The sequence below is a fragment of the Vogesella perlucida genome (assembly GCF_979366545.1).
This window is the reverse complement of record NZ_CEETRO010000007.1, coordinates 67,416-86,083: the sequence shown is the minus strand read 5'-3', so window position 1 is coordinate 86,083 and position 18,668 is coordinate 67,416. Positions and strand designations below refer to the sequence as shown.

At 59.3% G+C, this 18,668-nt stretch carries 17 protein-coding genes; 8 read left to right on the top strand and 9 right to left on the bottom strand.

Features of this window, described 5'->3' with window-relative positions; genetic code table 11:
* Positions 1-61: 61 nt before the first annotated feature.
* The 5 genes from rpoS to nadA all read right to left on the bottom strand — a co-directional run bounded on the left by rpoS (position 62) and on the right by nadA (position 4,684).
* Positions 62-1,009, bottom strand: a complete 948-nt coding sequence (gene rpoS / locus ACZ9XP_RS11650; protein ID WP_147686026.1) for an RNA polymerase sigma factor RpoS — start codon at positions 1,007-1,009, stop codon at positions 62-64.
* 42 nt (positions 1,010-1,051) lie between these two features.
* Positions 1,052-2,158, bottom strand: coding sequence for a peptidoglycan DD-metalloendopeptidase family protein (locus ACZ9XP_RS11645; protein ID WP_240803438.1), 1,107 nt, complete (start codon positions 2,156-2,158; stop codon positions 1,052-1,054).
* A gap of 95 nt (positions 2,159-2,253) precedes the next feature.
* Entirely contained in the window at positions 2,254-2,922 is a 669-nt protein-coding gene (locus tag ACZ9XP_RS11640) for a protein-L-isoaspartate(D-aspartate) O-methyltransferase (RefSeq protein WP_147686022.1), read from the bottom strand.
* Entirely contained in the window at positions 2,907-3,647 is a 741-nt protein-coding gene (surE, locus tag ACZ9XP_RS11635) for a 5'/3'-nucleotidase SurE (protein WP_147686020.1), read from the bottom strand. The genes ACZ9XP_RS11640 and surE overlap by 16 nt, the downstream gene beginning before the upstream one ends.
* A 119-nt stretch (positions 3,648-3,766) precedes the next feature.
* Entirely contained in the window at positions 3,767-4,684 is a 918-nt protein-coding gene (gene nadA, locus ACZ9XP_RS11630; RefSeq protein ID WP_147686018.1) for a quinolinate synthase NadA, read from the bottom strand.
* A gap of 244 nt (positions 4,685-4,928) precedes the next feature.
* Between nadA and ACZ9XP_RS11625 the strand changes: the two genes are divergently transcribed.
* The 6 genes from ACZ9XP_RS11625 to xerD all read left to right on the top strand — a co-directional run bounded on the left by ACZ9XP_RS11625 (position 4,929) and on the right by xerD (position 10,612).
* A complete protein-coding gene (locus ACZ9XP_RS11625) occupies positions 4,929-7,631 on the top strand; it encodes a bifunctional acetate--CoA ligase family protein/GNAT family N-acetyltransferase (RefSeq protein WP_147686016.1) in 2,703 nt (900 codons plus the stop codon).
* A 77-nt stretch (positions 7,632-7,708) separates the two neighbouring features.
* Complete coding sequence (gene rpsP / locus ACZ9XP_RS11620) at positions 7,709-7,957, top strand: 30S ribosomal protein S16 (RefSeq protein WP_017509892.1); 249 nt, start codon at positions 7,709-7,711, stop codon at positions 7,955-7,957.
* 37 nt (positions 7,958-7,994) lie between these two features.
* Positions 7,995-8,501: a ribosome maturation factor RimM gene (rimM, locus tag ACZ9XP_RS11615; protein ID WP_026108130.1), complete on the top strand. Its 507-nt coding sequence runs from the start codon at positions 7,995-7,997 to the stop codon at positions 8,499-8,501.
* Positions 8,501-9,271, top strand: a complete 771-nt coding sequence (trmD, locus tag ACZ9XP_RS11610) for a tRNA (guanosine(37)-N1)-methyltransferase TrmD (protein WP_147686014.1) — start codon at positions 8,501-8,503, stop codon at positions 9,269-9,271. The genes rimM and trmD overlap by 1 nt, the downstream gene beginning before the upstream one ends.
* Before the next feature lies 1 nt (position 9,272).
* Positions 9,273-9,632, top strand: a complete 360-nt coding sequence (gene rplS / locus ACZ9XP_RS11605; RefSeq protein WP_017509889.1) for a 50S ribosomal protein L19 — start codon at positions 9,273-9,275, stop codon at positions 9,630-9,632.
* 86 nt (positions 9,633-9,718) lie between these two features.
* A complete protein-coding gene (gene xerD / locus ACZ9XP_RS11600; RefSeq protein ID WP_147686012.1) occupies positions 9,719-10,612 on the top strand; it encodes a site-specific tyrosine recombinase XerD in 894 nt (297 codons plus the stop codon).
* A gap of 56 nt (positions 10,613-10,668) precedes the next feature.
* On the opposite strand, the gene clpA is transcribed toward xerD, so the two are convergent.
* Both clpA and clpS read right to left on the bottom strand, forming a co-directional pair.
* Complete coding sequence (clpA, locus tag ACZ9XP_RS11595) at positions 10,669-12,951, bottom strand: ATP-dependent Clp protease ATP-binding subunit ClpA (RefSeq protein ID WP_147686010.1); 2,283 nt, start codon at positions 12,949-12,951, stop codon at positions 10,669-10,671.
* On the bottom strand, positions 12,951-13,259 hold the full coding sequence (clpS, locus tag ACZ9XP_RS11590) for an ATP-dependent Clp protease adapter ClpS (RefSeq protein ID WP_026108129.1): 309 nt from the start codon (positions 13,257-13,259) through the stop codon (positions 12,951-12,953). Before clpS ends, clpA begins: the two co-directional genes overlap by 1 nt.
* 238 nt (positions 13,260-13,497) lie before the next feature.
* On the opposite strand from clpS, the gene ACZ9XP_RS11585 reads away from it, so the two are divergent.
* Positions 13,498-13,701, top strand: a complete 204-nt coding sequence (locus ACZ9XP_RS11585) for a cold-shock protein (RefSeq protein WP_017509885.1) — start codon at positions 13,498-13,500, stop codon at positions 13,699-13,701.
* 81 nt (positions 13,702-13,782) lie between these two features.
* Here ACZ9XP_RS11585 and mdtH read toward each other — a convergent pair whose 3' ends face one another.
* The gene (gene mdtH, locus ACZ9XP_RS11580; RefSeq protein WP_147686008.1) at positions 13,783-14,988 is read right to left on the bottom strand and encodes a multidrug efflux MFS transporter MdtH; all 1,206 of its coding nucleotides are present in this window, start codon (positions 14,986-14,988) and stop codon (positions 13,783-13,785) included.
* A 92-nt stretch (positions 14,989-15,080) separates the two neighbouring features.
* Here mdtH and ACZ9XP_RS11575 point away from each other — a divergent pair, with 92 nt between their 5' ends.
* Positions 15,081-15,968: a LysR family transcriptional regulator gene (locus ACZ9XP_RS11575; protein WP_147686006.1), complete on the top strand. Its 888-nt coding sequence runs from the start codon at positions 15,081-15,083 to the stop codon at positions 15,966-15,968.
* A 191-nt stretch (positions 15,969-16,159) separates the two neighbouring features.
* Here ACZ9XP_RS11575 and ACZ9XP_RS11570 read toward each other — a convergent pair whose 3' ends face one another.
* Positions 16,160-18,397 (bottom strand): NADP-dependent isocitrate dehydrogenase, encoded by a 2,238-nt coding sequence (locus ACZ9XP_RS11570; protein ID WP_147686004.1) that lies wholly within the window; start codon positions 18,395-18,397, stop codon positions 16,160-16,162.
* Positions 18,398-18,668 lie beyond the last annotated feature (271 nt).

Genomic DNA, 18,668 nt, shown 5'->3' with positions numbered 1-18,668 from the left:
CGTTGCACAATAAAAAACCGGCAGCGCGCGGGCTGCCGGTGGTGTGTGTGCTGCGATGGTGTCAGATCAGGTAGTCTTTGGTGACACCTTTGCGGCGCAGGATGCGGCGCAGGTGTTCCAGCCCCTCGATCTGGATCTGGCGTACCCGTTCGCGCGTCAGGCTCAGGGTGGCGGCCAGCTCTTCCAGTGTGCAGACTTCCTGCCCATTCAAACCGTAACGACGCTCAATGACCATGCGCTGTTTGTCGGTAAGCTGGCCCAGCCAGTCGTGCACAAAGTGTTCTATCTGTGCGTTATGCAGCTGGATATCCGGCTCTTCGTGCTGCTCGTCCGGGATGGATTCGCCGATGGACAGCATCGGGTCGATATCCAGTGGTGCATCCAGCGATGCCATGCGTTCGTTCAGGTTCAGCACCTTGCGAACTTCGTCTACCGGTTTGCCTGTCAGGTGGGCAATGTCTTCCAGCGTCGGCTCGCGACCCATCTGGCTTTCCAGATGGCGTGCAGCGCGCAAGTAGACATTCAGCTCCTTGATGACGTGTACCGGCAGGCGGATGGTGCGCGACTGGTTCATGATCGCGCGTTCAATGCTCTGGCGTATCCACCAGGTGGCGTAGGTAGAAAAACGGAAGCCACGTTCCGGGTCGAACTTTTCCAGCGCATGCATCAGGCCGATATTGCCTTCTTCAATCAGGTCCAGCAGCGCCAGGCCGCGGTTGATGTAGTGTTTGGCAATATTTACTACCAGGCGCAGGTTGTGCTCGATCATTTTCTGTCGCGCACTGAAGTCACCTTGTACGACACGCCTGGCCAGTTCGACTTCTTGTGCCGGTGTCAGCAGGGCATTACTGCCGATGTCGTTCAGGTAAATCTGGGTGACATCGGCAATATCTTCAAAACCCTTGCTGGCCGACGCTTCTTCTGCGTCTTCCGCTTCGGCACGGGGCTCGTCATCGGCCTCTACTTCTTCGTCCAGTACTTCTTCCAGCAGATCAAGATCGTCGCTCATGATAATTCCCCCGCTTGCGCTCCTGATCAGGACTGGGTCCGGTCAGGGTCTGGTTTCCAGAAATTTGCTCGGGTCGACAGGTTTGCCTAGCTGACGGATTTCAAAATGCAGTTTTACCTGGTCAGCATCGGTATTCCCCATTTCGGCAATCTTCTGTCCTTTCTTGACAGACTGGCCCTCTTTCACGAGTAACTGGCTGTTGTGGGCATAGGCCGACAGGAAGGTTTTGTCGTGGCGCAGGATGATGAGCTTCCCGTAACCGCGCAAACCGCTACCGCTATACACCACTTTGCCATCGGCGGCGGCATTCACCGGCTGCCCTGCTTTGCCGGCAATGTCGATGCCTTTGTTCTGGTCCGAAAAACCGCGAACCACGTTACCCTGGGTAGGCCAGGCCCATACCACACCGGTAGAGGCAGCTTTTGGGCTGCTGGCTTCGACAGGCGTGCCTGCCGGAGCGACGGGTGTTGCTGCTTCTACTTTGCTGGCCGGTTTGTCCGGCGTGTTCTTGGCGGTTGGTACGTTGACGGCAGGTTTACCGCTTCCTTCGCTCTGGGCCGGAAGGCTCTTGATGGCCTCCTCCGAGTACGGCAGCTTCAAGGCTTTCGGATAGCCCTTGCTGGCTGCCTGAGCGTCGGCACCGCTTATCGGTGCCTTGGCTTCAACCGGCACTTGGCCTGCTGCCGGTTTGGTTTCTGCCGGCTTCACTACGGTAGTAGTGCTGCTGGCGGCTGGGGCGGTTACCGTTGCACCAGTACGCGGTGCATCGGGTGGGGTTAGCCGTAAAACCTGGCCAACCTTGATGGTGTAACCGTCCAAATTGTTCCATTCAGCTAGGTCCTGGTAGCGCAGGCCGTTATTCACAGCAACGCGGTACAGGGTTTCACCGGCTTGAACGGTGTGGGTTGTCTGGCCCGCTACCGCTCTGGCTTGCGGGGACGTACCCAGTGCAATGGCTTGTGTACTGGCCTTGCCGGTCGAGGCCGGCTGGGTCGCTGCCGGCTTGGCTGGCGCATCGCTACGCGGTTTTTGCGTAGTGGGCGTGCCTTTCACGATTTCTGCAGGGTTTTCCTGGTGCAGCTGTGCGCAGCCTGCCATTAGCGAGGCTACTGCGATGCTGCTGCCGATTAGTGCCAGTTTTTTTAACAAGATGTTTTGCATTGAGTACCGATTTTATATGTCAGCTATCTGCCTGCTGTAAATTGTCAGACAAGAATCTATAGGAACGGGTGTTGCTTTTTTGCTTATTGCTTACCGGGCAGCAGGGGGACAAACTTGGCTGGCTCCAGCTGGGTTTGTCGCATGCCCTCGGGGGTTTTCTCGTATAACCACAGGTGTTGCTCCTGGTCGCCTACCGGAATGACCAGGCGGCCATGGTCGGCCAACTGCGCCAGCAGGGCAGGCGGCACCTGGCGTGCCGCTGCCGTGATGATGATGCCGTCGAACGGCGCGACATCCGGCAGCCCCAGGTGGCCATCGCCATGTACCAGGCGGGCGTGAACCAGCTTGGCCTGGCGCAGGTTCTGTCTGGCTTTGTCCAGAATGCCGCCCAGACGTTCAATGGAAAACACCTCGGCGCCGGTTTTCAGCAGTACGGCCGTCTGGTAGCCGCAGCCGGTGCCGATTTCCAGAATGCGCCCGGGTTTGTCGCGGCCTTCCAGCAGCTTTTCGGTCATGCGGGCCACGGTGAGTGGCTGCGAGATGGTTTGCCCCTGGCCGATAGGCAGCGATACATCGTCGTAGGCCCGGGTGGCCAGCGCCTGGTCGATGAACAGGTGGCGGGGTACCTCGTACATGGCGGCCAGCACGCGTTCTTCGCTAATGCCGTTCTGGCGCAGCCGCTCCACCATCCGCATACGGGTACGGTCGGAGAACATGCCGAAATTGCTGCCTGCAACTAGGGATTGAGCCATGTGTGTATTTCATCCAGTTGATCGCGTGCGGTCAGGTCTATCATCAGCGGCGTAATGGACACGCGCTGCTGGCGGATGGCGTGAAAATCGGTGCCGTTGCCGGCGTCTTGCTCGGGGCCGACCGGGCCTACCCAGTACACAGCTTCACCGCGCGGATTGTGTGCGCGGATCACCGGTTCGGCGTGATGGCGGCGGCCCAGGCGGGTGACCTCGGTGCCGGTTAGCTGTTCGGCCGGGATGTCGGGTACGTTGACGTTCAGCAGCATCGGGCGGCTGAAGGGCTGCGCCTGAAAGCGTCGTACCAGGTCTGTGGCAACCTGGCCTGCGGTATCGAAGTGGCGGTTTTTACCCGCTAGCGATACGGCAATGGCCGGGATGCCCAGCAGGAAGGCTTCGGTGGCCGCGGCGACGGTGCCGGAGTACAGCGTATCGTCGCCCATATTGGGGCCGTGATTGATGCCGGACACGACGATGTCCGGGCGGAAATCCAGAAAGCCGGTGATGGCAACGTGCACGCAGTCGGTTGGCGTGCCGTTGACATAATAAAAGCCGCTGGCGGCTTGCCTGACCGATAACGGGCGGTCCAGGGTCAGCGAATTGCTGGCGCCACTGCGGTCGCGCTCGGGCGCGACCACCACGACCTCGCCCAGGGTGGCGAGGTGTGCGGCCAACGTTGCCAAGCCGGGTGCAAAATAACCGTCGTCGTTACTAATCAGAATTTTCATCGCAGCTTTCCATCAAGACTTAACGATTGTATCCGCGTATGGGCATGGCGCAAACCGCCGTGCCCGTTGCATAAACAAAAACAGCCCGCGTTCGGCGGGCTGTGTGGTTTTGCGCTGGCTTACTGGTAGTAGCGCTGGCTGAAGTCCAGCATGCGTTCTATCGGCAGGCGTGCGGCGTCCATTTCGGCCTCGGACAGGTAGTCGATGCGGGTGCCTTCGCCCTGCTGGGCGCGTTTTACCGCGTCGATGGTATTCATCTTCATGTACGGACAGGAGTTGCACTGGCAGCCGGCGTAGATCGGTGCCTGGCGGATGTCCAGGTCCGGGCGGGCCAGGCGCATGTTGTACAGGATGCCGTCTTCGGTGGCGACAAAGATCACTTCGCTGCTGCTGCCCTGGAAGGCTTTCACCCAGTTCAGCATGCCGGAGGTGGAGCCAACGTACTGGGCGCGCTTGAGCACCGGCAGCGGGCTTTCCGGGTGGGCAATCAGGTGGGCTTTGCCGTGGGTGGCGGTCAGGGCTTCGTTCAGTGCGGCTTCGTTGAACTTGTCGTGTACCTCGCACACGGCCGACCACAGCGGCATGTCGTAGCCGTACTGGTAGTTCAGGTAGGCGCCCATGTTACGGTCTGGCGAGAAGATGACTTTCTTACCTTCTTCATACAGATGCGCAATGATGTCGTCCACGTTGCGGCTGGTGACGATCCAGTCGGACAGCGCCTTGTGCGCGGCGGACGAATTGATGTACGACACGTGCACGTGGTCCGGGTGGCTTTCGCGCCACTGTTGCAGCGCAGCAACGTCGGTCTGGGTAACCAGCGAACAGGTGGAGCCTGCATCGGGCAGAATCACTTCGGCCTGCGGGTTCAGGATCTTGGCGGTTTCGGCCATGAAGCGGACACCGGCAAACACGATGATGTCAGCCTTGGACTCGCGGGCAAACAGCGACAGCTCCAGGCTATCGCCGACCTTGTCGGCCATCTGCTGGATTTCAGGCTGGGTATAGTAGTGTGCAAGGGTAACGACGCGTTTGCTCATGATGACGGTTCTCCCGTGAGGGACTGGCCTTTTCCGGATCTGGGTAATCGTTTGATGCGGCACAACATGGCTGTACCGCGAAACCGCGAAGATTAGCAATATTGTGCAAGCCGCGCTACTAGCTTGATACGCTTGATGCAACTGTCAATACTACGCGTGTACCACGCAGCACGCACGAATGCCGCTATGGCCAGGGCGTGGCTGCTGCGGCAGGACGCCGTCAAACCATCGGGATGGATAAATCATGAAACCGCATTACCTCACACCTTTGTTTTCACCACGCAATGTGGCCGTGGTGGGTGCCAGCGATACGCCAGGCTCGGTGGGGCAGGCGATTTTTGCCAACCTGTTGGCCGGCAATTTCCAGGGCAAGCTCTACCCGGTAAACCTGCACCACCGCGTAGTGGGCGGCATACCGGCCTATACCTCGGTCAAGCTGATCGAAGGCCCGGTGGACATGGTGGTGGTGACCACGGCGCTGCGCAGCTTGCCCGGCATCGTGAAGGACTGTGGCAAGAAAGGCGTGAAGGGTATTTTGCTGGCCAAGGATTTTGGCGATAGCGAAGCGCAAGAGCGCGAGGCGCTGAACGAGGCGGTGTCCATTGCCAAGCATTACGGTATCCGCATCCTGGGGCCGAACGTGCTGGGCCTGATGCGCCCGGTAGCCGGTTTCAACGCCAGCAACTACACCAGTAAGGTCAAGGCCGGCAATCTGGCGCTGGTGTCGCAATCGTCGGCACTGTGTACTGCCATGCTGGACTGGGCTGATAGTAAAGGCATCGGTTTTTCCAGCGTGGTCTCGGTGGGCGAAGCGCTGGACGTGGAGTTCGGCGAGATTCTGGATTACCTGGTATCAGACAACTTCACCCAGGGTATTTTGCTGCATGTGCACCACGTGCACGACGCCCGCCGCTTCATGAGCGCCCTGCGCGCCGCCGCGCGTACCAAGCCGGTGGTAGTGGTGAAATCCGGCCGCTACGAAGACGACGTCACCGGCTTGATGCACTCGTCCAACCTGGTAGAAAGCGGTGACGTGTTCGATGCGGCGCTGTCCCGCGCCGGTGTGCTGCGCGTGGCCACCATTGCCCAGCTGTTTACCGCCGCCAAGGTGCTTGCGGCCAACTATCGCGTGGCCGGCAAGCGCCTGGCCATCGTCACCAACGGCATTGGCCCCGGCGTGTTGGCCGCAGACAGTGCCTATATGTACGGTGTGGAGCTGGCCAAGTTGACACCGCCCACGCTGGAGCTGCTCAATGAATCGCTGCCGGCCAACTGGTCGCACGGCAACCCGGTAGACATCATCGGCGATGCTAGCCCGGTGCGCTTCCGTACCGCGGTCAAAGCCTGTCTGGATGATGCCAATGTCGATGGTGTGTTGGTGATTTTTACCCCGCAGGCCGGTACCGACCACCTGACTACAGCCCAACTGATGGTGGGGCTGCAGCGCGAAAGCAGCAAGCCGATGTTCCTGTCGTGGCTGGGGGATGCCAAGGTGTCCGAAAGCCGCGAACTGTTTTCCAAAGCCAAGTGCGCGCACTTCCGCGCCCCCGAGTTTGCCATCGAGGTGTTCCGCAACCTGGCGTCTTATCACCATAACCAGAAAATGCTGCTGCAGACGCCTGCGCCGCTGGAAGGCGAGCAGGTGGTGCCCGACGTGCTGAAAGCCCGCGCCGTCATTACGACGGCCTTGCTGGAAGGGCGCTCGGTGTTATCCGAGCGGGAAAGCAAAGAAGTGCTGGCGGCGTTCAATATCCCGGTAAACCGTACCACGCTGGCCAAGGATGTAGACGAGGCTATCGGGTTGGCCGCAGAGATCGGCTACCCGGTAGTGCTGAAGATCGACTCGCCAGACATTATCTACAAGTCCGACGTGGGCGGTGTGGAGCTGAATATCGGTAACGAGCACTCCCTGCGCGAAGCTTTTGCCGGCATCATGAGCCGCACGCGTGAGGCACAGCCGGACGCGCGTATCGAAGGCGTGTCGGTACAGGCCATGCGCAAGCGCCGCCACGCGCGCGAGCTGATGGTAGGGGTAACGCACGATGCGTCGTTTGGCCCGGTGATTACCTTCGGTGCGGGCGGCATTGCGGTAGAAATCATGCAAGACCGGGCGCTAAGCCTGCCACCAGTGAACCACTATCTGGTCGAGCGTATGATAGACAAAACCCGCATCGGCAAGATTCTGGGGCCCTTCAAGAACATGCCTGGCGTGGATATCGACACCCTGAAAAGCGTCTTGCTGCATGTGTCCGAGCTGGTGTGCGAGCTGCCCGAAGTGCGCGAGATGGACATTAACCCGCTGGTGGCCGACGAATCCGGCGTGATCGCGCTGGACGCCCGCATCATCGTGCAGACCGTCAAACGCACCAAGCCGTACGGCCATATGGCCATCATGCCTTACCCCATGCACATGGTGCACTGCTCAATGCTGAAAGACGGTACCGCGGTTAACATACGCCCGGTACGCCCCGAAGACGCCTACATGACGCAGGAGTTTGTGCGCAACCTGTCGGAAGAAAGCCGCTACAACCGCTATATGTCCAGTATCAAGCAGCTGTCGCAGTCCATGCTGGTACGCTTTACCCAGCTGGATTACGACCGTGAAATGGCACTGGCCATGACGCACGAAACGGCTGAAGGTGAAGAGCAGTTGGCCGTAGCCCGTTACGTCACCGACCCGGATAACGAAAGCTGCGAGTTCGCGCTGGAGGTGGCCGACCACTGGCAGGGCAAAGGTATTGGTGTGATTCTGATGAATGCGCTGTTTGACGCAGCGCGCGAGCAGGGCCTGAAAGTGATGGTGGGCGAGGTGCTGGCCGGCAACAAAGGCATGCTTAAACTCATGTCCCGCTTAGGCTTTGTAGTGCAGGTGCACCCGGAGGATCGGGCCCTCACTATCGTGACCAAAGACCTGCTGCAAGCACCCCCTGTGCAAAACAGCCAATAAGCACTTGCAGCGTAAGGGAAAAATGCCATAGAATCGGGGGCTTTTCTACGATTCCGTATATTTAAGGACAATCGACAATGGTAGTAATTCGTCTCGCACGTGGCGGCTCCAAGAACCGTCCGTTCTACAACATCGTTGTTACCGACTCCCGCAACCGTCGCGATGGCCGCTTCATCGAACGTCTGGGTTTCTACAATGCTGTCGCTAACGACAAGCAAGAGCGCGTTCGTCTGGCCATGGACCGCGTTAACTACTGGATCGGCGTTGGCGCGCAAGTGACCGACTCCGTAGCCAAGCTGCTGAAAGACCAGCCGAAGGCTGCCTGATCAGTTTTGATCAGTCTACAGTACGGAAGCAAGGCGCATGCGTGACGCTGATCTAGTTGTAATGGGGTTTGTCCGCGGCGCCTTTGGCGTTCGTGGCTGGGTGAAAGTCCAGGCGGATACCCAGTACGCCGACAGTCTTTTCGACTACCCGCAATGGTGGCTAAAGAAAGACGGCGAATGGAAACCCTATACCTTTACGGATGGCTCCGCCCAGCCTAAGGGTCTGGTTGTCAAGTTTGATGGCGTTGACGATCGGGAAATCGCCGCAGGGATGCGTGGCATGCAAATTGCCATCGCCCGCGATCAGCTGCCGGCAGCGGCAGATGATGAGTATTACTGGATTGATTTGATCGGCCTTGACGTGGTGAATAAGGAAGACATCGTGCTGGGCAAAGTTGCCGAGCTGATGGAAACCGGCGCCAATGACGTCCTGGTTGTCCGTGGTGATACGGATGAGCGGCTGATACCTTTTGTGTCCGATTACATTGTCGATGTAGATCTGGCCGCAAAACGGATTACCGTGGACTGGGGTCTGGATTATTAATGCAGCTTGATGCGATTACGCTGTTTCCCGAGATGTTTGATGCAATTACCCGCTTTGGCGTAAGCCGGCGGGCAATTGAACAATCGATCTGGCAGTTTTCAGCGTGGAATCCACGCGACTTCACCAGTGACAACCATCGCACCGTAGACGACCGCACCTATGGTGGCGGCCCCGGTATGGTGATGCTGGTAGAACCGCTGGAAAAAGCGATTGCTGCAGCGCGCGCACGACAGGCCGCTGCCGGTGTGGATAAATCACACGTGGTTTATTTGTCGCCGCAGGGTGCCCCCCTGACGCACGACAAGGTCAGCAAACTGGCTAGCATGCCAGGCCTGATTTTGCTGTGTGGCCGTTACGAAGGGGTAGACGAGCGCCTGATCGATCGTGAAGTCGATGAAGAAATTTCGGTAGGTGATTATGTGCTGTCCGGTGGCGAGCTGCCGGCGATGGTCCTGATGGACGCCATTGTGCGTCTCTTGCCTGGGGTGTTGAACGACGCCCAGTCTGCTTACGAAGATTCGTTTGTGGATGGCTTGCTGGACTGCCCGCATTACACCCGCCCTGAAGAATATCGTGGTGTGCGCGTACCGGATGTCCTGATGTCCGGCAATCATGCCATGATCGCCAAGTGGCGTTTGAAGCAGTCGCTGGGCCGCACTTTCGAGCGCCGCCCGGATTTGCTGAAAAACCGCACTTTATCCAAACAGGAATCTCGGCTGCTGGCAGAGTACCAGCAGGAACAAGATCTCCTCAAAAACAAGGAGCAGTAACATGGATCTGATCCAGAAACTGGAACAGGAAGAAATCGCCCGTCTGGGTAAAACCATCCCTGAATTTGCACCGGGCGATACCGTTATCGTTCAGGTAAAAGTAAAAGAGGGTAACCGCGAGCGTCTGCAGGCTTACGAAGGCGTTGTTATCGCCATCCGTAACCGCGGTCTGAACAGCTCCTTCATCGTGCGCAAGATCTCTTCCGGCGAAGGCGTTGAGCGTACTTTCCAGACTTTCTCCCCGCTGGTAGCTTCCATCGAAGTGAAGCGTCGCGGTGCTGTGCGTCGTGCCAAGCTGTACTACCTGCGTGGTCGTACCGGCAAATCCGCACGTATCAAGGAAAAGCTGGTTCGCAAGTAAGCCCAACGGGTTTAACTTGTCGTACCCTGAAAGCGTCAGCCTCGGCTGGCGCTTTTTTCATTTGCAACCAGGTTGGCCGCACCCCCATGCAACAGGCAGCAAAATCGCTTTACCTCGACGCCTTTCTCGATACGCTTTGGCTGGCCGACAACCTGTCGGCCAATACCCTGGCGGCCTATCGACGCGACCTCTTGCGGCTAGAAGCCGCGCTGCAGCCATTTGGCCATACGCTGGATACGGCAGACACCCCTGCGCTGGAGCAGGTCATGCTGGGCCTGATCGATACCGACAAGCCGGCTACGCGCGCGCGGCGCCTGTCCGCGGCGCGGCGCTTTTATCACTACCTGTGCCAGCAGAAGCTGCGCGAAGACGACCCGTCGGCCCGGCTGCAAGCCCCCAGGCTAGGCCTGCGCCTGCCGGGCACACTATCGGAAAGCCACGTTGATGGCTTGTTGGCCGCACCGGATATTGATACCCCGCTAGGGCTGCGCGACCGTGCCCTGATCGAAACGCTGTACGCCACCGGCCTGCGTGTCAGCGAGCTGGTTGGCCTGACACTGGGCCAGCTGTATCTGGGCGAAGGCTATGTGCGTATTGTGGGCAAAGGCAACAAGGAACGGCTGGTGCCGCTGGGCGAGGTGGCCGAGCACTGGCTGCGCCGTTACCTGGCAGAAAGCCGGCCACTCATCATGGGGGCAGCGCGTAGCGAAGACGTGTTCGTCAGCAACCGCAAGCAGGCCATGACCCGGCAAATGGCCTGGCACCTGATTACCCGTTACGGCAAGCAAGCCGGTGCGCCGCCGCTGAGCCCGCATACGCTGCGCCACGCTTTTGCCACGCATCTGGTGAACCACGGTGCCGACCTGCGCGTAGTACAGCTGCTGCTGGGGCACGCTAGCCTATCTACCACCCAGATCTACACGCACGTGGCCCGCGAGCGCCTGAAGGCGCTACACGCCGCGCATCACCCGCGCGGCTAAGGTTGGCCGCAAAAAAAGCCCCGGTAGTCTACCGGGGCTGTCGTGGGCAATGCGCTTTACGCCGTGGCTTCGGCCGGGCTTTCGGCAAACACCAGCTCCACTTTGTCGTCCTGGTCCAGATTCACCGTCACCTCGCCGCCACCCGCCAGGCGGCCAAACAGCAGCTCGTCGGCCAAGGCTTTGCGAATGGTGTCCTGGATCAGGCGTGCCATCGGGCGGGCGCCCATCAGCGGGTCGAAACCTTTCTTCGCCAGGAACTTGCGCAGGCTGTCGCTGAAGTGGATTTCCACTTTCTTGTCCGATAGCTGCTGTTCCAGCTGCATCAGGAACTTGTCCACTACCTGCAGGATGATCTCCTCGTTCAGCATACCGAACGGGATGATGGCATCCAGACGGTTGCGGAACTCGGGGCTGAACAGGCGCTTGATATCACCCATTTCATCGCCTGCCTGCTTGCTGTTGGTAAAGCCGATGCTCGATTTGGACAGCGACTCTGCACCCGCATTGGTGGTCATGATGATCACCACATTACGGAAATCCGCCTTGCGACCGTTGTTATCGGTCAGCGTGCCGTGGTCCATCACCTGCAGCAGCACGTTGAAAATGTCCGGGTGGGCTTTTTCGATTTCGTCCAGCAGCAGCACCGCGTACGGGTGCTTGGTTACCTGTTCAGTCAGCAGGCCGCCCTGTTCGAAGCCGACATAGCCCGGTGGCGCGCCAATCAGGCGGCTTACTGCATGGCGTTCCATGTATTCGGACATGTCAAAGCGCAGCAGCTCCACGCCCAGGAAGTAAGCCAGCTGTTTCGCCACCTCGGTCTTGCCCACGCCGGTGGGGCCGGAGAACAGGAAAGAGCCGATCGGCTTTTGCGGGTTGCCCAGACCGGAGCGTGACATCTTGATGGCTGCGGCCAACGCTTCGATGGCTTTGTCCTGGCCAAACACCACGTTTTTCAGGTCGCGGTCCAGGTTCTTCAGCACGTTCCGGTCGTCACTGCTGATGGTTTTGGCAGGAATGCGGGCAATCTTGGCGATGATCTCTTCGATTTCGCCTTTGTTAATCACCTTCTTCTGCTTGGACTTGGGCAGGATTTTTTGCGCAGCGCCAGCTTCGTCGATCACGTCGATGGCTTTGTCCGGCAGGTGGCGGTCATTGATGTAACGCGCCGACAGCTCGGCCGCAGTCGACAGGGCCGCCAGGGTGTATTTCACGCCATGGTGTGCCTCGAAACGGCTTTTCAGCCCTTTCAGGATTTCGATCGTCTGCTCTACCGACGGCTCTGGTACATCGATTTTCTGGAAGCGGCGCGACAGGGCGCTATCTTTTTCGAAAATGCCACGGTATTCGCTATAGGTCGTGGCGCCAATGCAGCGCAGGCTGCCGTTGGATAGGGCCGGTTTCAGCAGGTTGGACGCGTCCAGCGTACCGCCAGAGGCCGCTCCCGCACCGATCAGCGTGTGGATTTCGTCGATGAACAGCACAGCGTGGCTGTCTTCTGCCAGCTGCTTGATGACTTGTTTCAGGCGCTGTTCGAAATCGCCACGGTATTTGGTGCCTGCCAGCAGGGCACCCATATCCAGCGAGTACACCGTGGCCTTGGCCAGCACATCCGGCACATCACCCGCCACGATGCGGCGCGCGAGGCCTTCCGCAATGGCGGTTTTGCCTACGCCGGCTTCGCCTACCAGCAGCGGGTTGTTCTTGCGGCGGCGGCACAGGATCTGGATCACGCGCTCGACCTCGTGCTCGCGGCCGATCAGCGGGTCGATCTTGCCATCACGTGCCTGCTGGTTCAGGTTCTGCGTGTAGTTTTCCAGTGCGCCGCCTGGTGCGTTGCCGCTGTCTTCACCCTCGTTTTCGCCAGAGGCATCGTGGTGTGGCTCCTGGCTGGCAGCCGGTTTGGCGTTTTGCTTGGTAATGCCATGCGAAATGAAGTTGACCACGTCCAGGCGCGAAATACCCTGCTGATGCAGGTAGTACACGGCGTGAGAGTCTTTTTCGCCAAAGATGGCCACCAGAATGTTTGCACCGGTGACTTCTTTTTTTCCAGACGACTGCACGTGCAGGATGGCGCGCTGGATCACGCGCTGGAAGCCCAGTGTGGGCTGGGTTTCCACCTCGGCATCACCTGGCACGGTGGGCGTATGTTCGTCGATAAAGTCCCCCAGCTGCTTTTTCAGCTGGTCAATGTTGGCGCCGCAGGCGCGGAGGACTTCGGCTGCAGACGGGTTGTCAGTCATCGCCAGGAGCAGGTGCTCCACGCTGATGAATTCGTGCCGTTTGCGGCGTGCATCCATAAAGGCCATGTGCAGGCTGACTTCCAGTTCTTGGGCAATCATCAGTTTTCCTCCATGACACACTGCAGTGGATGCTGGTGCGTTTGTGCGTGCTGCGAAACTTGCTCTACCTTGGTGGCGGCGATGTCTTTGGTATAAATGCCACAAAGACCCTTACCTTCATTGTGGACCTGCAGCATCACGATTGTGGCTTTTTCCGCATTCATGTGAAAAAAATGCTGCAGTACCTCAACGACAAAATCCATCGGCGTGAAATCATCGTTCAATAACAATACTTTATACATCGGGGGGGGCTTTACCTCGGCCTTGCGGGCTGCCGTCGAGACATCATCCTTGTGCTGCGTAGACATGGGAACCTTCTGCGAATTCGCGCTTATTTCAATTTTGGTTCGTATGGCGGCTTTTTCAAGCCCCTTAACTTTTACCGGCTTGTCTTGACGTTGTCACACGCTAGGCGTAGAAATACAAACGGTGCTTGGCTTTGCATCGCTGGCTGTGTGTAAACCGTTACCTGCTGCAGCGTGTGTAAGCTTGGATCGTCAGGGCTCACCACCCTGTTTACTTTATGCATGCTAAGGATAGTTACACATGGCAACTGGTATTGTTAAGTGGTTCAACGACGCTAAAGGCTTCGGCTTCATCACTCCGGACGAAGGCGGCGATGACCTGTTCGCGCACTTCTCCGCGATCAATATGCAAGGTTTCAAATCGCTGACCGAAGGCCAGCGTGTAAGCTTTGACGTGGTTCAAGGCCCGAAAGGCAAGCAAGCCTCCAATATCCAGAAAGCCTAAGCTTGCGCTAGCTGATGGATGTGGCGGAAACGCTGCTGACAAAAACCGCATCTGACCGATGCGGTTTTTTTGCGTCTGTTGTCAGGCAGGCTGGGCCAGCGCGGCTGCCGTGCCCTTGTGTAGCAGCTGGCGATACAGCGCCACAAAGGTCAAGCTGCCAATTGCCGCGAGTATCAGCCAAGGCAGGGCTGGCATGGCCAGGCTACGCGAGATATCCAGCAACCAGCCACCGCCCAGGTAGCCGGTAGCCCCGCCCAGTGCCAGCCCCAGGCGGCTGGTGCCGCTGTAGCTGGCGCGGGCTTCGCTTTGTGCGTAGCTGGCCAGCAGTGCCTCGCGCGCGGGCTCGGTGACCAGGCTGCCGGTATAGAACAGCGCCAGTAGCGGCATGGCCTGCCACAGGTTTTGCGCTAGCGCCATCAGCAGCAGGCTGCCTGTCATCAGGGCAATGCCTGCCAGCATGCGCTGCGCCAGGCTCAGGTAGCGTTCCCCCAGCTTGGCCAGCGGGTAGAGCAGGGTAAGCGACAAGGTGGTTTCCATGGCGTATAGCCAGCCCACGATTTGCGGGGTTCCCGCCATTTGCTTGAGTACGATGGGTACCAGCAGCATGATCTGCACCCCCAGCACATAGTAGCCGCTCAGGGTCAGTACCAGCCGCATATAGCGCCGGTCTGCCAGCACGGTGCGTACCGAGGCTAAGGGCGAGGCCTTGCCGCTGGCCACGCGGTAAGCCGGTAGTAGCCACAGGTTGGCCGCAGCCGCCAGTACGAAGATGGCACAACCACACATGCCCACCCACCAGAAATCGAAATGCAGCAACCACGAGCCCAGCATGGCGCCGCTTACGGCGGCAGCGCTTTCCCACATGATCAGTAGCGTATAAAAGTGGTTGCGCTCGTGTTGTCGGGTCAGTTTGATGATGAGCGCCGCACGGGGCGGGTCGAACAGCATGCCGCCCAGGCCCGACAGAATGCAGGAAAACACCAAGGTAGCCGGTGTTTCGGCCATGGCCATGGCGGCAAAGCCGGCGGCGCGTAGCAGCATGCCGCCCACAATCAGTGGTTTGGCACCGTAGCGGTCTGCCAGCGAGCCACCCAGTAGGCCCAGCCCTTGTTGCATGAGCTGGCGGATAGCCAGCGCCAAGCCCACTGCAGCAGCAGCCCAGCCTAGCTGATCGACAAAGTGCAGGCTGATCAGCGGAAACACGCTGAAAAAGCCGAATACCACCAGAATGTTGTCGAGCATGATGAAGCGCCTGCCCAGACGCCGCGCCTGTTCTGCCGAAGCCATGATGTGCCCCTGTAGGAAGTAGCCATCATTGTCATGCGGCATCAGCTATCATAGAAGCCGTTAACTGCTAATATTTCCTATGGTTTTTCATTATGGCTATATCGCTGGATGACCTGGCTTTGCTGATCGATATCGTGGACTGCGGCAGCTTTAGCCAGGCGGCTGCGCGCCGTGGCTGGTCGCAGCCGCAAGTGAGCCAGCGGGTAGCCGTGCTGGAGGCCAGCATCGGGGCACAGCTGTTTCGTCGCCACCGCCGTGGTGCGGTGCCTACGCCAGCGTGCGATGCCTATTTGCCGGCCGCGCGCGAGGCGCTGGCCGTACTGCACGCAGGCAAGCAGGCCGTACAGGGGGTGCCCGCCTTGCCCAGGCTGACCTTGGCTTGCCTGCCGTCGCTGGCTTCGGTGGTGTTCGGCCCGGTGCTGGTGGCATTGGCCGAAGCGCCATTCGAAATCCGCTGCAGTACCGATCATTCGCCGGCCATCATGGAGCGGCTGCTGACTGGCGCCGTGCAAGTCGGCTTTGTACTGAAGTGCCCACCCATGGCCGGTATCCAGATGGAGCGGATCTGGTGCTCGCCCATTGTGCCGGTGGTACACAAACGCCACCCCTTGGCGCAGCGTGACGAGCTGCTGCTGGCCGATGTGGCCAACGCGCGGCTGGCGCCGCAGTACTGGGGGGAGGGTTGTGATACCTTGCTGGCCCAGCTGCGCCAGTACCGTACGGCCACTGGCCCGCTGCACGCTATCCAGCCGGCCAGCGCTGCGCGCGAGCTGGCCATGGAGCACGGTTTTCTGACCTTCATGCCCGAGGTGGCAGTACGGCGCGATCTGCGCGAAGGCCGGCTGGTCAAGCTGGCTATCCGCGACCTGCCAGTGTGGCAGTGGGAGGTGATGATGGCGTGGCGCGCCGGCAAGCGTGCCGATGCACCCAAGCAGCAGGTGCTGGATACCGTGCGTGCCATGGCACCAGACTGGGCCTGATGCGGCCAACGTTGGCCGCAGAGCGTGGGTAACACGGGCCATAGCGTGGTGGGTCTGCCAGCGTGTTGATACATGCTTAAGCTGCTTGGCCTGCCAGCTTGCAGCCAATGAAAAACCCCCTGTTTGCAATGCAAGCAGGGGGTTTGTTATTCACACCAGGGCACGCCCTGGTGCGGTGCGTAGCGGAAGGCTTATACGCGGGCGCTGGCCAGAATCTGGTTCAGCGTGGCGCTTGGGCACATCACGGCGCGGGTTTTTTCTGCGTCTGGCAGGTAGTAGCCACCGATGTCGGCCGGTTTGCCCTGTACGGCTTTCAGCTCGTCGATGATCTGCTGTTCCTGACCGGCCAGCTGGGCGGCAACCGGCGCGAAGTGGGCTTTCAGCTCAGCATCGTCGTTCTGCTCGGCCAGCGCTTGCGCCCAGTAGGTGGCCAGGTAGTACTGGCTGCCACGGTTGTCCAGCTCGCCAGTGCGGCGCGATGGCGACTTGTCGTTGTCCAGCAGTTTGCCGGTGGCTTCGTCCAGCGTCTTGGCCAGGATCTTGGCCTTGGTGTTGCCGGTTTTGATGCCCAGCTCTTCCAGACTCACCGCCAGGGCCAGGAACTCGCCCAGGCTGTCCCAACGCAGGTGGTTTTCTTCCAGCAGCTGTTGTACGTGTTTCGGGGCCGAACCGCCGGCGCCGGTTTCGTACATGCCGCCACCGGCCATCAGCGGCACGATGGACAGCATCTTGGCGCTGGTGCCCAGTTCCATGATAGGGAACAGGTCAGTCAGGTAGTCGCGCAGGATGTTACCGGTGACCGAGATGGTATCCAGGCCGCGTGCGACGCGCTCCAGGGTGTAACGCATGGCGCGTACCTGGGACATGATGTGGATGTCCAGACCGCTGGTGTCGTAGTCCTGCAAGTAGGTTTTCACCTTCTTGATCAGCTCGTTTTCGTGCGGACGGTACGGGTCCAGCCAGAATACGGCCGGCATGCCGGAGTTGCGGGCACGGGTAACGGCCAGTTTTACCCAGTCGCGGATCGGCGCGTCTTTCACCTGGCACATGCGCCAGATGTCACCGGCTTCCACATTCTGGCTTAGCAGCACTTCGCCGGTAGCCAGGTCAACGATGTTGGCTTGGCCGTCTGCGGAGATCTCGAAGGTCTTGTCGTGCGAACCGTATTCTTCCGCTTTCTGTGCCATCAGGCCCACGTTCGGTACGGTGCCCATGGTGCGCGGGTCGAAGTTGCCATGCCATTTGCAGAAGTTGATCATCTCCTGGTAAATGCGGGCAAAGGTGGATTCCGGCATCACGGCCTTGCAGTCGGCCGGCTTGCCGTCGGCACCCCACATCTTGCCGCCATTGCGGATCATGGCAGGCATGGAGGCATCCACGATCACGTCGTTTGGCGAGTGGAAGTTGGTAATGCCTTTGGCGGAGTCCACCATGGCCAGACGCGGACGGTGTTCCTGGCAGGCGTGCAGGTCGCGGATGATTTCTTCGCGCTTGGAGGCCGGCAGGGTTTCGATTTTTTCGTACAGGGTGGCCATGCCGTTGTTGACGTTGATGCCCAGTTCGTCAAACAGCTTGCCGTGCTTCTCGAAGGCGTCCTTGTAGTAGATCTTCACGCAGTGGCCGAACACGATGGGGTGGGACACCTTCATCATGGTGGCTTTCACGTGCAGCGAGAACAGGATGCCGGCTTCGCGGCAGTCTTCCATTTCGCGCTCGTAGAATTCGCACAGCGCTTTCTTGCTCATGAACATGGAGTCGATGATCTCGCCATCCTGCAGCGCTACTTTCGGCTTCAGCACGATGGTCTCGCCGGTGTTGGTCACCAGTTCCATTTTCACGTCACGGGCGCGGTCCAGGGTCATGGACTTTTCACCGTGGTAGAAGTCACCGTGGTGCATGTGGGAAACGTGGGTCTGCGACGCCTGTTTCCATTCGCCCATGCTGTGCGGGTGCTTCTTGGCGTAGTTCTTCACCGCCAGCGGGGCGCGACGGTCGGAGTTGCCTTCGCGCAACACCGGGTTGACAGCGGAGCCCAGACATTTGGCGTAGCGGGCCTTGATGGCCTTTTCTTCGTCGGTAGTCGGGTTTTCCGGGTAGTCGGGGATAGCGTAGCCCTTGGCTTGCAGTTCTTTGATGCAAGCAATCAGCTGCGATACCGATGCGCTGATGTTCGGCAGCTTGATGATGTTGGTGTCCGGGTTCTGGGTGAGTTTGCCCAGCTCGGCCAGGGTGTCGGGTACTTTCTGCTCGTCGGTCAGGTTTGCCGGGAACTCGGCCAGAACGCGGGCGGCTACCGAGATATCGGCAGTTTCCACGTTGATGCCGGCTGCGCCGGTAAAGGTACGTACGACCGGCAGGAAGGCGCTGGTAGCCAGCGCTGGAGCTTCGTCGGTCAGGGTGTAGATGATGGTCGGCTGTTCCGAAGGCATTACTCTATCTCCATGATTATTTTTTGACGCCAGAACGATTGCGCGGGGCAGCTTTGGCACGGGGCAGCATCCCGCCTGTGCAAGTGAAAGGTATGGGAAAGCCGCTTTTACCGGCGACTTGTCAGGGGAAGACAGGCGCCAGGCGGTATGCAGGCTTTCGGGTGACTTTTCAAAAATGAATTATACCTCTCATTGCTGGTTCTGATTGTAGCGTATCCGAACTTTGCTGCGGGTTTGAATGTAAACAACTGTTCGAATCTGAATGGTCGCC

Coding starts and splice junctions, on each gene's coding strand:
- rpoS (WP_147686026.1), bottom strand. CDS start 1,009: ATGAGCGACGATCTTGATCTGCTGGAAGAAGTACTGGACGAAGAAGTA.
- ACZ9XP_RS11640 (WP_147686022.1), bottom strand. CDS start 2,922: ATGGCTCAATCCCTAGTTGCAGGCAGCAATTTCGGCATGTTCTCCGAC.
- surE (WP_147686020.1), bottom strand. CDS start 3,647: ATGAAAATTCTGATTAGTAACGACGACGGTTATTTTGCACCCGGCTTG.
- nadA (WP_147686018.1), bottom strand. CDS start 4,684: ATGAGCAAACGCGTCGTTACCCTTGCACACTACTATACCCAGCCTGAA.
- ACZ9XP_RS11625 (WP_147686016.1), top strand. CDS start 4,929: ATGAAACCGCATTACCTCACACCTTTGTTTTCACCACGCAATGTGGCC.
- rpsP (WP_017509892.1), top strand. CDS start 7,709: ATGGTAGTAATTCGTCTCGCACGTGGCGGCTCCAAGAACCGTCCGTTC.
- rimM (WP_026108130.1), top strand. CDS start 7,995: ATGCGTGACGCTGATCTAGTTGTAATGGGGTTTGTCCGCGGCGCCTTT.
- trmD (WP_147686014.1), top strand. CDS start 8,501: ATGCAGCTTGATGCGATTACGCTGTTTCCCGAGATGTTTGATGCAATT.
- rplS (WP_017509889.1), top strand. CDS start 9,273: ATGGATCTGATCCAGAAACTGGAACAGGAAGAAATCGCCCGTCTGGGT.
- xerD (WP_147686012.1), top strand. CDS start 9,719: ATGCAACAGGCAGCAAAATCGCTTTACCTCGACGCCTTTCTCGATACG.
- clpA (WP_147686010.1), bottom strand. CDS start 12,951: ATGATTGCCCAAGAACTGGAAGTCAGCCTGCACATGGCCTTTATGGAT.
- clpS (WP_026108129.1), bottom strand. CDS start 13,259: ATGTCTACGCAGCACAAGGATGATGTCTCGACGGCAGCCCGCAAGGCC.
- ACZ9XP_RS11585 (WP_017509885.1), top strand. CDS start 13,498: ATGGCAACTGGTATTGTTAAGTGGTTCAACGACGCTAAAGGCTTCGGC.
- mdtH (WP_147686008.1), bottom strand. CDS start 14,988: ATGGCTTCGGCAGAACAGGCGCGGCGTCTGGGCAGGCGCTTCATCATG.
- ACZ9XP_RS11575 (WP_147686006.1), top strand. CDS start 15,081: ATGGCTATATCGCTGGATGACCTGGCTTTGCTGATCGATATCGTGGAC.
- ACZ9XP_RS11570 (WP_147686004.1), bottom strand. CDS start 18,397: ATGCCTTCGGAACAGCCGACCATCATCTACACCCTGACCGACGAAGCT.